13 protein-coding genes are annotated in these 15,552 nt (G+C 38.5%); 9 read left to right on the plus strand and 4 right to left on the minus strand.

The features are described 5' to 3' along the window. The first annotated feature begins 348 nt into the window (after positions 1–348). The 8 genes from MCQ_RS00930 to MCQ_RS00965 all read left to right on the plus strand — a co-directional run bounded on the left by MCQ_RS00930 (position 349) and on the right by MCQ_RS00965 (position 8,130). Positions 349–2,118, plus strand: coding sequence for an SLC13 family permease (locus MCQ_RS00930; protein ID WP_006922981.1), 1,770 nt, complete (start codon positions 349–351; stop codon positions 2,116–2,118). A gap of 602 nt (positions 2,119–2,720) precedes the next feature. Further along, positions 2,721–3,392 carry a DUF2659 family protein gene (locus MCQ_RS00935; protein WP_006922982.1) on the plus strand — a complete coding sequence of 224 codons (672 nt, stop codon included), beginning with the start codon at positions 2,721–2,723 and terminating at the stop codon, positions 3,390–3,392. A gap of 4 nt (positions 3,393–3,396) precedes the next feature. Continuing rightward, positions 3,397–4,824 carry a ribosome biogenesis GTPase Der gene (gene der, locus MCQ_RS00940; protein ID WP_006922983.1) on the plus strand — a complete coding sequence of 476 codons (1,428 nt, stop codon included), beginning with the start codon at positions 3,397–3,399 and terminating at the stop codon, positions 4,822–4,824. A 651-nt stretch (positions 4,825–5,475) separates the two neighbouring features. Next, positions 5,476–5,901, plus strand: a complete 426-nt coding sequence (locus MCQ_RS00945; protein ID WP_006922984.1) for an AtpZ/AtpI family protein — start codon at positions 5,476–5,478, stop codon at positions 5,899–5,901. A gap of 7 nt (positions 5,902–5,908) precedes the next feature. Continuing rightward, on the plus strand, positions 5,909–6,667 hold the full coding sequence (locus tag MCQ_RS00950; protein ID WP_006922985.1) for a F0F1 ATP synthase subunit A: 759 nt from the start codon (positions 5,909–5,911) through the stop codon (positions 6,665–6,667). Positions 6,668–6,721: 54 nt separating this feature from the next. Continuing rightward, positions 6,722–6,952 (plus strand): F0F1 ATP synthase subunit C, encoded by a 231-nt coding sequence (locus MCQ_RS00955; RefSeq protein WP_004855165.1) that lies wholly within the window; start codon positions 6,722–6,724, stop codon positions 6,950–6,952. Positions 6,953–7,057: 105 nt separating this feature from the next. Next, the gene (locus MCQ_RS00960; protein WP_006922986.1) at positions 7,058–7,624 is read left to right on the plus strand and encodes a F0F1 ATP synthase subunit B; all 567 of its coding nucleotides are present in this window, start codon (positions 7,058–7,060) and stop codon (positions 7,622–7,624) included. 11 nt (positions 7,625–7,635) lie between these two features. After that, the gene (locus tag MCQ_RS00965) at positions 7,636–8,130 is read left to right on the plus strand and encodes a F0F1 ATP synthase subunit B (RefSeq protein WP_006922987.1); all 495 of its coding nucleotides are present in this window, start codon (positions 7,636–7,638) and stop codon (positions 8,128–8,130) included. 232 nt (positions 8,131–8,362) lie between these two features. Here MCQ_RS00965 and glyS read toward each other — a convergent pair whose 3' ends face one another. The 4 genes from glyS to MCQ_RS00990 all read right to left on the minus strand — a co-directional run bounded on the left by glyS (position 8,363) and on the right by MCQ_RS00990 (position 14,443). After that, entirely contained in the window at positions 8,363–10,585 is a 2,223-nt protein-coding gene (gene glyS, locus MCQ_RS00975) for a glycine--tRNA ligase subunit beta (protein ID WP_006922989.1), read from the minus strand. Then, positions 10,585–11,529 carry a glycine--tRNA ligase subunit alpha gene (locus MCQ_RS00980; protein WP_006922990.1) on the minus strand — a complete coding sequence of 315 codons (945 nt, stop codon included), beginning with the start codon at positions 11,527–11,529 and terminating at the stop codon, positions 10,585–10,587. The genes glyS and MCQ_RS00980 overlap by 1 nt, the downstream gene beginning before the upstream one ends. A 101-nt stretch (positions 11,530–11,630) precedes the next feature. Continuing rightward, positions 11,631–13,325: a tetratricopeptide repeat protein gene (locus tag MCQ_RS00985; RefSeq protein WP_006922991.1), complete on the minus strand. Its 1,695-nt coding sequence runs from the start codon at positions 13,323–13,325 to the stop codon at positions 11,631–11,633. Positions 13,326–13,426: 101 nt separating this feature from the next. Beyond that, complete coding sequence (locus MCQ_RS00990; protein WP_006922992.1) at positions 13,427–14,443, minus strand: polyprenyl synthetase family protein; 1,017 nt, start codon at positions 14,441–14,443, stop codon at positions 13,427–13,429. 256 nt (positions 14,444–14,699) lie between these two features. Here MCQ_RS00990 and MCQ_RS00995 point away from each other — a divergent pair, with 256 nt between their 5' ends. Beyond that, positions 14,700–15,488 carry a tRNA1(Val) (adenine(37)-N6)-methyltransferase gene (locus MCQ_RS00995; RefSeq protein ID WP_006922993.1) on the plus strand — a complete coding sequence of 263 codons (789 nt, stop codon included), beginning with the start codon at positions 14,700–14,702 and terminating at the stop codon, positions 15,486–15,488. Positions 15,489–15,552 lie beyond the last annotated feature (64 nt).

The raw sequence follows: 15,552 nt of genomic DNA on the forward strand, positions 1-15,552 counted from the left end.
TGTGATACTTTGTTTTACTCTGAGAATGTACACAAATTTCTTTAAGCAATGACAAGGGCTCAAACATAGCGTGCACCAGTTCAATAATTATCTATTTTTATCCTCTTTTACGTGGAGAGTCATTCTAATTTTTTTGCAAAACGTTTTTGTCAACTGTCAGCAATTTTCTTTGGTTTCAACATTTTATAAAAAAGCGTTTATAACTAAGCAGAGAAGTATGTGCTGACCATATTTATCACTCTAAAGTGAGCTTATGTCTGCTGTTATCTTGCCGCTATTTATAGGAACAGTTAAAACACAAAAGATATAGTTTTATTTATTGCAGTTTAATGGGGAGAGATGGGAAACATGACAGAAAATCAAATAATGGCTTTTTCTATCATTGGTCTCATGATGGTCGTTTTTATTTGGGATCGGTTCCGTTATGATCTTGTCGCTATTTGTACATTATTGATTGCTTGCACTGTTGGCTTAGTTAGCCCGAAGCAGGCATTTAGTGGTTTTAGTAATGATATTGTTATTATTGTGGGGAGTGTATTTGTTGTTAGTACGGCTGTATCGCGTTCTGGAATAATGGAATTTATTATTCAACGGATATGGCCAGAAGTGAATTCAGTGCGCCTTCAATTAGCTTTTTTGGTTATTTCTGTGGTGTTTTTATCAATGTTTGTTAAAAACATTGGAGCTTTGGCTATTATGCTTCCGATTGCTTTTCAATTTGCTCGTCGTTCTCAGATTTCACCCTCTATTTTTTTAATGCCAATGGCATTTGGTTCTTTGTTGGGTGGTCTTATGACTCAGATAGGGACTTCCCCCAATGTCGTTATTTCAGCTATGCAAGAACGTTTAACAGGTGCTCCTTTTTCTATGTTTGATTTTACGCCGGTTGGTGCAGCTGTTGCTACTGTTGGTGTTCTATATTTGATCTTTTTTTCTTGGCGTTTACCTGTGCGTGTACGTTCAGGTGCTTCGTTTGATGATGCTATTGATATCCGTAATTATGTTTCGGAAGTCCATGTTCCAATAAATTCACCAATTGTAGGAAAAACCATTGTTGATCTGGTTAAGCCATCAGGCGGTGATGTTATGGTGATTCAAATCATCAGAAACGAAGTATTTATTTCACCACTTCCAGATTTTGTTTTGTCTGAAAACGATATTGTCTTGCTGGAAGGCTCGCATACAGGGCTAGATAGTGTGATGAGTGCTGCTCGTTTAGAATTTTCTACGGATCGAGCTATTTCCGCAGGAGATAAGGATAGCGACATTGATATTGTTGAAGCAGTCATCACACATAATTCGCCTCTTATTGGTATCAGTGCGAAAAGCTTTTCACTCTTTGATCATTATAATGTGAATTTGCTTGCGTTAAGTCGCCAACATGAAAGAGTACGGGGAAGGCTTGGTGATATTGTTTTCCATCTTGGAGATGTGATTGTTTTGCAAGGACAGGATATGGTTATTCCAACTTTGTTAAGGGAACTGAAATGTTTGCCTTTAGCAAAACGGAATATTGTGTTTGGCAATTTACGACATGGTTTCGTATCTTTAGCTATTCTTTTTATAGCTGTCATTTTTACGGCTTTTCAGATTATTCCAGTTGCATTTTCTTTCTTTTCTGCTGCCGCTGCAATGGTTATCTTTCGAGTTCTTCCAGCGCGTGATTTGTATCAGGCATTAGATGGCCAAATATTAGTGTTATTAGCAGCGCTTATTCCGGTAAGTGAAGCACTAGAGAAGACAGGATGCACAGATCTTATAGGTCAGTGGCTTAGTCAATTAGCAGTATTTTTTCCACCATCTGGTGCATTAGCACTTATGTTGATTACAGCTATGTTGGTAACGCCATTTTTGAATAATGCAGCAACAGTGATGATGGTTGCACCAATTGCGTCAAGTTTTGCTCATTCTCTTCATTATAAGCCTGAAGCTTTTCTGATGGCTGTTGCAATTGGTGCGGGGTGTGAGTTTCTCACCCCTATTGGACATCAAAGTAATATGCTTGTGATGGCGCCTGGAGGATATCGTTTTAGTGATTATCCACGCTTTGGTGCTCCGTTGGCAATATTAATAGTAATTGTTGCGGTTCCAATGCTCATGTGGATTTGGCCATTATAATAGAACATTTGCGGAACCTCTAAGTAATCAGTGAAACGGGTTATTAATTGGATGAAGCTAAGTTGAAGAGAATACATTATGTAAAGAGTTTTGCTTGGAATTTTCGTTTTGCATCAAGCCTCTATTATAAACTCCAGCATTTCTTTGATGTTAGATAACAATACTTGTTTATTTGGTTTCCGATATTTCCAATGATAGAAATTTCGTCATATTTTTTTGTTCAAGTTTTTTAATAAATTGGCTTCCCAATGTAATTTCACAACCAAGGATTTTGAAAAGCCAATGCAACGGTTGCTTTTCAGTTTTTAAAAGGATGCTTCGTACATATTAATTAGTGGGTTGTGGATATACTATGTGGAAATTAAGGTGGTGATAAATTTATTGTTTTTACAAAATGAAGATATGTAAAAGCTGTAATATGAATCAAAAGGCAGTAACATTTTTTGAGGGATGTATTTGCAAAAGCCTAATCTGATTGGATATACAATTTATTTGGAACGAATAGGCTGTCAATTTTTAGATTTTGGTTTAATTAGAGCTACCATCTTTGTTCATTTATGCGTAAAAGCGCGGAAAGTAATTGTTTTTCAAGGTATGATTATATGTCGTATGATAGTTTTATTGCTGAAGTGAATGCAGAGTTTCGTCAGGACAAGGCTCTTGCTTTTTGGAAACGTTATGGTTTTTCTATTATTGTTGCAGCTATTATTTTCTTGCTGACGGTAGTCACTTATCAAATTTATCATCATGAGCAAATGAAAAAAGCCGCTTATATTGGTGATTTATTTGTAAAATCCTTTGATTTTGCGGGTACACGTCGTTTTGATGAAGCGATGAAACAATTGGAAACTGTTAAAGCTTCTAACGTTGGGGGGTATCCTTTTCTTGCTCGTTTGCATGAGGCTTCTTTACTTATGGAAAAAGGGGATACTGTTAAATCGGTAGAGGTCTTTGATTCTGTCGCAGCTGATGAAAAAGCACCGCAAATTTTGCGGAAAGTTGCAAAAATTCGGGCAGCTTATATTTTGGTTGATACAGGGAGTTTTGATGATGTGCAAAAACGCGTCAAAGATATAGCAAGTGATGTTGACCCTATGCGTATGTCTGCGAGAGAGGCTTTGGGTTTAGCTGCTTATAAAGCAGATAAAATAGATGATGCGGTTTATTATTTTAGGAAGATTTCTGAAGAAGGTACTCTAGGATCCAAAATAGCAGATAGGGCGCGAATTATGCTTGAGCTTATACAAGCTGAGGGCAAGGCAAATAAGGAATAAATTGATGAGCCTTACCATTGTTATAGTTGGTCGCCCCAATGTTGGGAAGTCAACGCTCTTTAATCGTTTGGTTGGGCAAAAATTGGCTTTAGTTGATGATAAGCCAGGTGTGACTCGCGATCGGCGTATTCATGCGGCAAAACTTCAAGATCTGCGTTTTGATGTGATTGATACAGCTGGGTTAGAAGAAGCGGGTGATCATACACTCGAAGGTCGTATGCGTTCTCAGACAAAAGCCGCCATTGATGAAGCTGATCTTATTTTATTCATGTTTGATGCGAAAAGTGGAATAATGCCGAGTGATTTAAATTTTGCTTCATTAGTTCGCAAGTCGGGGAAACCTATTGTGCTTGTTGCCAATAAATCGGAGTCAAAATTGGCAACAGGGGGAGAATATGAGGCGTGGTCATTGGGTTTGGGGGAGCCCTGTCCAATATCTGCTGAACATGGTTTGGGGCTTTCAGATCTTCGTGATGCAATTGTCGGTTCTCTTGGTAAAGAGAGAGCTTTTGAAAGCAAGGACGAAGAAGAACATATTTCTAGACAGTCCGCTTCTGTTGATGATTATGTGCATAATTTGGAGGAGGAAGATTCTGTTTATGATGAAAGTAAACCCCTTCGGATTGCAATTGCTGGTCGCCCAAACACGGGAAAATCAACCCTCATTAATAGGATGTTGGGACAGGAGCGTTTGTTAACAGGACCTGAAGCAGGATTGACCCGTGATTCTATTTCTGTGGATTGGGAATGGTGTGGTCGTCATATTAAACTTTTTGATACTGCAGGATTGCGTCGAAAGTCGAAAATTCAAGAAAAATTAGAAAAACTCTCTGTTGCTGACACTTTGCGTGCAATCCGTTTTGCTGAAGTGGTTGTAATCGTTTTTGATGCAACTGCGCCTTTTGAAAAGCAAGATTTACAAATTGCTGATCTTGTGATTCGTGAAGGGCGTGTTCCAATTATTGCTTTCAATAAGTGGGATCTTGTTGAAAATAGTCAGATAACATTGGTTGATTTACATGAAAAATGTGCTCGCCTTCTTCCTCAAGTTCGTGGTTTGAGAGCTATTCCTTTATCGGGTCAATATGGCCAAGGAATTGATAAACTTATGGAAAATATCATGATGATGCACCGTGTATGGAATCGTCGTATTTCCACTGGAAAACTCAACCGGTGGCTTGAAACTGTCGTTGCGCATCATCCACCGCCTGCAGTTTCTGGTCGCCGACTTAAGATTAAATATATAACGCAGGTTAAGACACGTCCTCCTGGATTTGTGATTTATTGCTCGCGACCAAAGGTTATGCCTCAATCGTATTTGCGTTATCTTGTCAATGGATTATACGATACATTTGAGATGCTAGGTATACCAATTCGCATATCATTACGGGCCTCTGAAAATCCTTTTGTAGGGCGTTCCAAAAAGAAATGATACCCACTCTATTATTTAAAGTTCATAAATTTGCACTGAGGAGCAAGTAAAAGAATAAACGTTTTCATGAATTATTGAGTTTTAATATCGAAAAATTAATTGATCACCTAAAAAATAAAGATGTTATCTTCAATAGATAAGGAAAAAACATTTCTTTTTCTGCGAAAAGAATCTCTTACCATCAGCCAATAAGTGTTGTTGGGGGGGGCAGAAATGCTGCTGTTTATAGCTATTTATGCAGAATCAAGAATGGAAATATTTACAAAGCTATTAATTTTAAAACACAGGAACGAAGTGAATGGGTAAAAAGACGAATAAACCTTAATGCTAATTTTCGCTTACTAAAGATGGAGAGAATGTATGACAATTGATCTATTCGGGTGGGTATTTTCTCAATATGTTTCTAGAGTTTTCACATGAGGATGAGTATAACTGTACTTAAGGTGAGGTAGTAACGTATTATCACGCAGAAGAGGGGGGATTTGAAGATGTATGAATTTCTGGAGTTTATAAAATTGAAGATATGTTATTTATGCGATAAATTGTGATAGATTTCTTTTAGTGGCTTGACGAATAAATTTGAGAACAATATGTTACTCACGGTCTTGTGAAATGCGTTTTGATTTTGCTTTTTGATTTAAGGAGCCAATGATGGCAAAGGGCAAAAACCCCATTGTGCCAAAAGAAAAGGCTAAAGAGAAAAGGCAAAGAGACTGTTCTCATTCAGAGGATTTGCAATGTCGTAGTAAGAGTTTAAGTTTAGCTTTAATGCGCAAAGAAGCATTAAAGAAGCAGAAGAATGAGAATGAGGAAAAAGAGCCACAAGGGATGATAGCCCGTGCGATTAAGCTGTCAAGTGAGTTTTTGGCGAGTGTTATTGTAGGTGTTGTTTTGGGGTTAGGGTTTGACAAGCTAGCAGGGACAATGCCATGGGGTTTGGTATTTTTCCTTTTTCTTGGATTTGCTGCTGGTGTATTGAGTATTCTTCGGTCTGTGGGGTACATTGCTCCCAGTCAGTTAGGTCAAAAAGGCGCGTTGCGCCAAGATAAAGGGACTGATAAAAGGTCCGATAAATGAGGTTAAAGTGACATCGCACGCTCCAGATCCTATCCATCAGTTTGAGATTACACGGCTGATTAATATTTCCATAGGAAATATGGATTTCTCGTTTACAAATGTATCATTTTTTATAGTAGCGACAGTTGTTGTAACTTCAGCTTTCCTCTTCATTTCATCATCAAGTCGTGGATTAGTTCCAACACGGATGCAATCTCTTTCAGAAATGGCGTATGAATTTGTGGCATCAACTTTGCGAGAATCGTCTGGTGTGCAGGGAATGCAATTTTTTCCTTTAGTTTTTTCTCTGTTTACTTTTATTTTGGTTGCTAATTTTATTGGTCTTTTCCCCTATTTTTATACCGTTACCTCTCAGATTATGATTACGTTCTCGTTGGCAATGTTGGTGATTTTGACGGTCATTTGTTATGGTTTTTATAAGCATGGAATCGGTTTTTTAAAACTATTCGTTCCCAGTGGTGTTCCTGTTGTGATTTTACCCCTTGTTACGATGATTGAGGTTATTTCTTTTTTCTCTCGCCCTATTAGTCTTTCACTTCGTCTTTTCGCTAATATGCTTGCTGGTCATATTACCCTCAAAGTATTTTCTGGTTTTATTGTCTCAATGATTGGGTTAGGTATCATGGGCGTTGGTGGTTCGATTTTACCGCTTATCATGACCGTAGCGATTACTGCTCTTGAATTTTTGGTTGCATTTCTTCAGGCTTATGTATTTACGGTTTTAACTTGTATGTATCTTAATGATGCAGTCCATCCGGGACATTAATGGAACTGGCGGTTTTCCGTCGAATGGTGTAATTTCGCTTTAAAGGAGAATAATATGGAATTGGTGCTTGCAGCAAAATATATTGGTGCTGGTCTTGCTTGCTTTGGTATGGCGGGGACAGCTTTGGGCCTTGGAAACATTTTTGGGAGCTATCTTTCTGGTGCATTACGCAATCCATCAGCAGCTGATAGTCAGTTTGGTCGTCTGGTTTTTGGTTTTGCTGTGACGGAAGCTTTGGGTATTTTTTCATTGCTCGTTGCTTTGTTGCTTCTTTTTGCGGTTTAATCATTTTTGAAAGGGGTATACCTGCTTTTTTATGAGAGGCGGGCATGCTCTTTTGATTTTGCTTTGGAAAAAAAGGTGAGTCAGCTGTTTGAAGGATGGGATAGAATGTTTATTTCTAGCGCTTATGCACGGAGCATAGAGACACCGGTAGGGCATATTAAAAATGCAACAGAGCATACGGATCGTGTGTTTCCTCCCTTTGATTTTGTGCATTTTGGTTCACATTTTTTTTGGTTGGCTCTTTCTTTTGGGCTTTTTTATCTTTTCATTTCTCGTGTGATTGTACCACGTATTGGCGGTGTTATTGAAACACGTCGGGATCGAATCGCATCCGATTTAGATCAGGCAATGCGTATGAAACAAGAAGCAGATAGCGTGGTTGAAACTTACGAGCGGAAATTAGCAGAAGCGCGTTCACAAGCCCACGTTATAGCCCAAGAAGCTGGTGAGGAAATAAAAGCAAAGGCTGAGCTTGAACGAAAAGAAATTGAAGCAAGTTTAGAGAAAAAATTAACAGATGCTGAAAAGCAGATAGCGAAAATTCGCGATAAAGCTATGCAAAATGTTGGCTCAATTGCTGAAGAAGTGGCTCTTGAAATTGTGAAAAAATTGATTGATGTTGATGTCAGTAAAGAATCTGTTCGTTCAGCTGTTAAAACTGCAGGTTACTGAGGATTACAACGATGACAGATACTTTTTGGGCTTTTGTTGGATTAGTTCTTTTTCTGGCTCTTTTGGTCTATTTCAAGGTTCCAGAAATGGCTGTGCGCCATCTTGATGCGCGGGCAAAGCGTATCAAGGATGAGCTTGATGAGGCCCTGCGTCTTCGTGAAGAAGCTCAGGAACTTTTAGCCGAATATCAGCGCAAACATGCGGAAGCAGAAAAGGATGCGCAAGAGATTATTGCTGCAGCTAAGCGTGAAGTTGAAGCTGTTATCTCTCAAGCGCGTACAAAAGCAGAAGAATACGTAAAGAATCGCAATAAGTTGGCAGAGCAAAAAATTGCTCAAGCGGAAGCTGATGCGGTACGCATGGTTTCTTCATCTGCTATCGATTTAGCAATTTCCGCTGCCCGCACGCTTATCGCGAAGGAATTAGATTCTAACAAAGCAAATGAACTGATTAAGGAGTCTTTTGTTGAAGAATATCTCACAAAAATGAAAAAATATCTTAATTAGAGATATGAGGTATGTTCAAAGGAGGAATCCTTTGGAGGAGAGTTATTTTTCGAGATTTGTAGCACTTTTTGTGTTTTATAATTTTCAGCTTATATTCTTAATAAATAATGAGTTGTTTACTTTACAAATTTTGCGATTTTTGGAACTTATTTTTGAAATATTTAATGATAAGATTGCTAAGAAAACAAAAGAGTTCTATCTTCATTATTTTTTTAGTTCATGGTGCTTAATTTTAGATTACGAATTTTGAAAATTCTGCAACAGTTTGTGTAATACTGTGGGTGCGGTTGAGAAGAGCGAGACGGTTGGTACGCACATTAGGATTTTTATCATTTACCAATACTTTTTCGAAAAATGTGTCGATGAATTTTCCCAGTTGCGCTAGCGTATTGAGTGCGCATGATAAATTTTGGGCGTTGATGTAGTCACGAACTTTTTCTTCTGCTTCAATAATTGCTTGATAGAGTTGTTTTTCTTCTGTTTCAATAAAGAGTTCAGGGGTAATTTCATTTGTTATTGTTGAGCCTTTTTGGCATTCATTCTCAAGAATATTTACAGTACGTTTTACAGCGGCTAAAAAGTTGCCTCCATCACTTGTATTGATAAAGGCGATAAGTGCTTCAACACGACGTGCAACCAATAAAAAATCATCAGCGTCTTTGTTTAAGACTGCTTCGATAGCATCATAACGAGCGCCTTCCTCTTTTAGATAGATTTTTAAACGTTCATGAAAAAAGAACAACAGATCTGATAAAATATGTTCTTTTTTCTCTAGAAGTCGATTTTGCGATTTTTCAGATTCTATTTGAGATGTTTCATATTTGTTTTTCTGTTGTAAAAAGAGATCCATTGCCAGATTAAACAATGGCATAAGATTAATTTTCCAATCACGCAAAAGCACAAGTCTGATAATTCCCAATGCTGCTCGTCTTAATGCATAGGGATCTTTTGAACCGGTCGGTTTTTCATTAATCAGCCAAAAGCCAACGAGCATGTCAATTTTATCAGCTAATGAAACTGTTATAGCAAGAGGTTCTTGCGGAATACGATCTTTTGGCCCTTGAGGCTTATAATGATCTTCGATTGCTTCAGCTACACGAGGATCTTCTCCTTGAAGGAGGGCATATTTTCGTCCCATGAGTCCTTGCAGTTCAGGAAATTCTCCAACAATTTCTGTTTGTAAATCAGCTTTTGCAAGTATTGCTGCACGTTTAGCTAAGAGAGGATCGGCTTGCACCAAAGGTGCAATTTTTTGTGCTAAGGCAGCAATTCGCTCCACTCTTGCACCCTGTGTGCCTAGTTTTGCATGAAAAGTAACATTCAAGTGATCAAGCTGTGCCATTCTTTGATCGAGAGGTTTTTTAAAATCAAGATCAAATCTCTGAATTGAGGGTTTCAAGTTTTTAATATCGGGCAAATCACGTTGGTCTGTTTGCCAAAAATACAGTGCATCGGAAAGACGAGCACAGACAACTTTACTGTTTCCCTTAGAAATTTCTTTGCCTTCATCGCTTGCAAGAATATTAGAAACGAGAATAAAATGATGAGAGAGCTGGATCTTTTCTCCTTGTTTGCGTGTTACAAAACATTTTTGATTGGCTCGAATGGTCAAGCGAATAATTTCCGGAGGGATATCAAGGAAAGACTTGTCAAAATCACCGATAAGAACAACGGGCCACTCAACGAGTCCTACAACTTCTTCTAAGAGGGTACTATCTTGTACCAGTTCTAAGCCGTTTGCAAAACACAGATTTTGAGCATCTGCTAAAATAATATTCTTTCGCCTTTCTGCATCCAGAATGACTTTATGGACTTCAAGTTGAGTAATATAGTCGTCAAAGCGGCGGACTTGAAGTGGTTTTCCGTCACTTAAGAAGCGATGACCATAGGTTAGATTATTGCTTTTGAGAGAACCAATTGTAAACGGAATAACGTGCGTTTCACCAATTTCTGGTCCAAAGACGCAAAGAATGTTTTGTAAAGATCGAATCCACTTCAGTGCTCCACTGTTTGCTGAATCTTGGCCCCAACGCATAGACTTCTGCCATGGAAAGTTGCGAATAATGTCTGGTAAAATATCAGCAATAATTTCTTCTGCACTTCGGCCTTTTTTTATGATTTTAGCGATATAAAAATCGCCCTTTTTACGATCATGTGCAATGTGTGCTTCAGAAATATCATTCAGTCCTGTTGCACGTAGAAAGCCATCAATTACATGTTGTGGTGAGTTTATACTCGGTCCTTTGCGTTCTTCATGGATATCTTTTGAGCGTATAGAAAGACCGCGTATGTCTAATGTTAGTCGACGGGGTGTCCAATATTCACGAGCAGCTTTATAAGTCAAACCTGCATTCAAAAGTTTATCCGTAAAACATTTTTTAAGGTCGGAGGCAGCTTTTCGCTGCATGCGAGCAGGGATTTCTTCGCTGAAGAGTTCAAGAAGAAGATCAGACATTAAGCTTCTCCATTAGTGTTTATTTGTCCAGCTTCAGTGAGTAAGAAGGCTTCTCCACAGCGGCGAGCAAGATCGCGAACGCGAAGAATATAACTTTGTCGTTCGGTTACAGAAATCACGCCACGTGCTTGCAAAAGATTAAAGATATGGCTGGCTTTAATACATTGATCATACGCTGGGAAAACACACAGATGTGAACCATTGTCTTTATTTGGTTTTCCCGCCTCGAGGAGTGCAAGACATTCATGTTCTGCATCAATAAAATGCTGGTGCAGCATTTTGGTATTAGCAAATTCAAAATTATAGTGTGAATATTCCTGTTCTGCTTGTAAAAAAATATCTCCATAGCTTATTTGATTTTCTCCATCTGAGCCATTAAAGTTAAGATCATAGACGTTATCAATACCTTGGATATACATTGCTAAACGCTCCAGCCCATAAGTGAGTTCTCCTGAAACTGGAGCACATTCAATGCCACAAACCTGTTGAAAATAAGTGAATTGAGAAATTTCCATTCCATCACACCAGCATTCCCATCCAAGCCCCCAAGCCCCGAGCGTTGGGCTTTCCCAATCATCTTCAACAAAACGAATATCGTGAAGTTTCGTATCAAGACCGATAGCTTGTAGCGACTCAATGTAAAGTTCTTGTAAATTAGGGGGCGAAGGCTTGAGAAGCACTTGGAATTGATAATAGTGCTGTAAACGATTCGGATTTTTACCATATCGGCCATCTGTTGGGCGTCGAGAGGGTTGGACATAAGCTACTTTCCAAGGGCGTGGTCCAAGTGAGCGCAGTGTTGTTGCTGGATGAAAAGTTCCAGCTCCGACTTCCATATCGTAAGGTTGCAAAATTGCACATCCATAATGGGCCCAATAATTTTGCAAAGTTAAGATCAGTCCCTGAAAAGAACGTGTAGGATTGAGATATTCAGGCAGTTTCACGCTTTATACTCTTGAATGTTTGACCAATAGATAACGACCAAAGGAATTTCAGCCTTCATAACTGTCTATTGTTTCATAAGGTTATGGTCAAGCATCATTGTTTATTGCAAGCCAAATTTCAGTTTTTCTTGGATTCTCTTAGAATCTTTTGCTTCTCCATCAATTGCATGATTCCACTGAAATATTGCTTCACGTTTACGTCCAACTTGCCAATAGGCATCACCTAAGTGATCATTTAATGTTGGATCTTCAGGTTGTAACTTGACAGCCTTTTCCAATATTTGAACAGCTTTATCGTATTCTTTAAGCTTGTAATGGGCCCACCCTAGAGAATCTAGGATATGGCTATCTTGCGATTGTACTGCACAAGCCCTTTGCAGCATATAGAGCGATTCTTCAAGCTTTTCATTCCGCTCAACAAGTGAATAGCCTAGATAATTAAGGACTTGGGGCTGATCAGGCACAAATTCAAGCGCTTTTCGCAAATCAAGTTCGGCTTTTGGCCATTGATCTAAACGTTCGAAAGCGATTCCGCGCTGATAAAAGAGCTTCCAATCATCTTGTTGAAAATTTTTTATTTGTGCAATAGCACGGTTCAAAATTTTTGTAGCTTCGACAAATTTATTGTCTTGCATATAAAAAGCAGCAAGCGTTATCAAAATGTGCCGATCATTGGGAAATTTTTTCTTTAAAGATGTAAGTAATTTGATGGCTTCATTATAATTATTTTTATTTGCAAGAATGAAGCTAAGCCGTAACTGTCCAACTTTATAATAAGGGGAGCTTTGTGGTAAAGCACGGTAAAGTTTCATTGCTTGATTGAGGTCATTCAGTTTGGCAGAAATATTTGCCAGTTGAAACATTGTTGCATCATTTTGTGGGGATAAGATTAAAGATAATTGTTTTAAAATACGTGCAATTCGCCCTGAGTTTTTGTGGTTGAGTGCTGTTCCAAAGTTATATAACACCTCACCCGCTCCTTGTTGAGCTGTTTTGACGAGCCTTTCTAAGGAAGTACTTTTTTCAACTTTTTCTCGAATGTTTTTGAGTATTTCTCGATTTAAAAGCATTTTTTCGCCGTACTTAAGGGTTTCAATGGCTTGATTGCGCATTTTATGACGCAATTGGAATGAGGCGTAAGCTATGATAACATGTTCATAGGTATTAGGAGATATAAGAGGCCCCTGTTTGTTATTGAGCGCTTGAGTGAAATATTTTTTTGCATCTTGCTTACGTCCTGCTAGGTCACACATGAGTGCAAGGTGGTAACGTATAAAAAAATCATACCAAGCAGGCGGTTGGATTTTTTCAAGATCAGCAATTGCTTGAGATTGGAGCCCAGATCCAAATGTGGCCCAAGCATGAATTAATTCAGGTATTGGATTATTGGTTGCTGGAGGTACTTTTAATTGCAGAAGAAGCTTGGCGTTGTTGTAGTTTTTTTGCATGAGACTTTTTATCGATAACGTCAAGGAAACAAAAGGCGTCATATTACCTTGCTCTTTCAGTTTTTGGGCTTGTTTAACAGCCTCGTTAAAAGCACCAGAAAAGAGCATCGCTTCGAGAATCTCTGTTTGTGTTTCAATGTTATCAGGTTTATAAGTGAGAGCTTGTTTAAAATAATTGATAGCAAGATCTGTTTTGTTTTCATGATTTGCGACCCTCCCAGCTAGATAGGCACCTGTAAATGAGCTTGCATTAATAGCGGCATTAATTTTACTATAGGTGGGGGATGATATCAGCATAATACTCCCTACAAAGAGAGTAAAAAAGCGGGATACTGTCGCATTGTGCATAGAGCTAATCCTTATTTAAGATAATCAATCGACTGTAGACTGTACGGTTTATAAATCATTCCAATTATTTTGTTGAAAAATATTTTGATTCTTGCAAATAATCAGTTTACGCGGGCAATACAAAATTCGACAGTTTCAACTAAAGCATTGCAAGCAGGGCTTTCATTCATTGAAGCAAGAGTGTCGATTGCCCGTTTCCCGTAGGTGCGTGCTTGTTCTATCGTATCTGTGAGGCTATCATATTTTTCTATTAAATGTTGTGCGTATGCGAAGGCCTCATCATGGTTATTACCATTTTCAAGAGCCTGTTTCCAGAATGTTTTTTCTGTCGTATTGCCTCGTGCATATGCAAGAATAACAGGCAAAGTAATTTTACCTTCCCGGAAATCATCACCTATATTTTTCCCTAAGTGTTTAGCGGCCCCACCATAGTCAAGTGCATCGTCAATTAATTGGAAAGCTAACCCTAGCAATGTTCCATATTCGCGCAATGCAAAACGTTTTTCATGTTTACATCCAGCGATAATTGGTCCAACTTCAGCTGCTGCTGAAAAAAGTGCAGCCGTTTTTGCGTTGATGATTTTGAGATAATCAGAAGTACTGGTTTCTATATTTTTTGCGGCAGAAAGTTGCATAACTTCTCCCTCAGCAATAACTGCTGCAGCGTTTGCTAAAACAGAGAGCGCTTCTATAGAACCAACATCAACCATCATTTTAAAAGCTTGTCCCAACAGGAAATCGCCAACAAGTATGCTTGCTTGGTTTCCCCAAACCATTCGTGCAGTAGATTTTCCGCGTCGTAAATTACTTTCATCAATTACATCATCATGCAATAAGGTTGCTGTATGCATAAATTCAACTGCTGTTGCGAGTTTTATATGTCCATCATTTTTGTACTCAAACATATGAGCAGAAGCCAACGTGATCATTGGGCGCAATCGTTTTCCACCTGATGAAATCAGATGGTTGGAAATTTCAGGGATCATTTCAACCTCTGATTTTGCCATAGAGAGTATAAATTGGTTTACGCGTTCCATGTCATCTTTGGTAAGATTAATGAGGGATTGGAGAGACGTTTGATTATTTTTTATCTGATCTGGTTTTGTGGCAGCACTCAATGTATTTACTCCTAGAGTATTGCAGTGAACATATATGAATTTTATTTTTACTCATAGCATAAAGGGGGTTTTGCTTTGACTCAAGCTTTGATAGCGCTTTGAGGCATAAGTCTTAAATGATATTTGTAAGGAATATTTTTTAGACTTTAAGTAATGTCATTGTTATGAAATTAAGGGAGAAACTTGAAACAGCTTCATTTAGACAACGGTTTACAGGTGAAGGTGCAGGTTATAAGAATGAATATTGGGCTTGCAAATGAATAAAACAGAGAATCATAGAGATGAAACAATTGATGCGTTTCATCGTGGGAGGTTTTATTTGGTTCAGCCACGTTTACGTGGTCACCGTTCCGGTATGGAAGCTATGTTGTTAGCTAGTTTGGTTCCCAATAGTTTTAAGGGTAAGGTTGTTGACTTAGGTGCTGGTGCTGGTGCTGCAGGATTGGCTGTCGCCTCGCGTTGTTTAGACGTTCATGTTACATTGGTTGAGCGGTCGGCTTTTATGGCATCTTATGCTCAAAAAACACTTGTGCTAAAACAAAATCAGAAACTTGCGGATCGAATTTGCTTATTAAAAGCGGATATTACCCTCAAAGGTAAGGCACGCTTAAAAGCAGGTTTAGCGAATAATGCTTTTGATTTTGCGATTATGAATCCACCTTTTAATAATCCTGCGGATCGCAAAACACCTGATGAGCAAAAATCTGAAGCACATGTGATGCCTGAAGCGATGTTTGAGAATTGGTTACGAAGCGCGGCAGCAATTGTTAAACCAGGTGGATATTTGGGATTAATTGCACGTCCGCAATCGTTGATAGATATATTGCGTGCTTTAGAGGGGCGTTTTGGGAATATTTGTATAATTCCTGTTCACGCGCGCGCTGCAACAGCCGCAATTCGTGTTTTGTTTTATGCAAAACGAGGAAGTCGAGCAGCTTTATCGGTATTGCCTCCGTTGGTTATGCATGAAGGGGGGAAGCATACTTTTTCACCGCGGATTGATGCAATCAATAATGGACATATAAGCTTGTGGGAACTTTTTTAGTGATATCTTGTGTTTTCCAGTTTATCATTTAAATTCACAATGAATCTTTATTAAAAAGGAGATT

Origin of the sequence: Candidatus Bartonella washoeensis Sb944nv (assembly GCF_000278135.1) — a bacterium.
Lineage (GTDB): Bacteria > Pseudomonadota > Alphaproteobacteria > Rhizobiales > Rhizobiaceae > Bartonella > Bartonella washoeensis.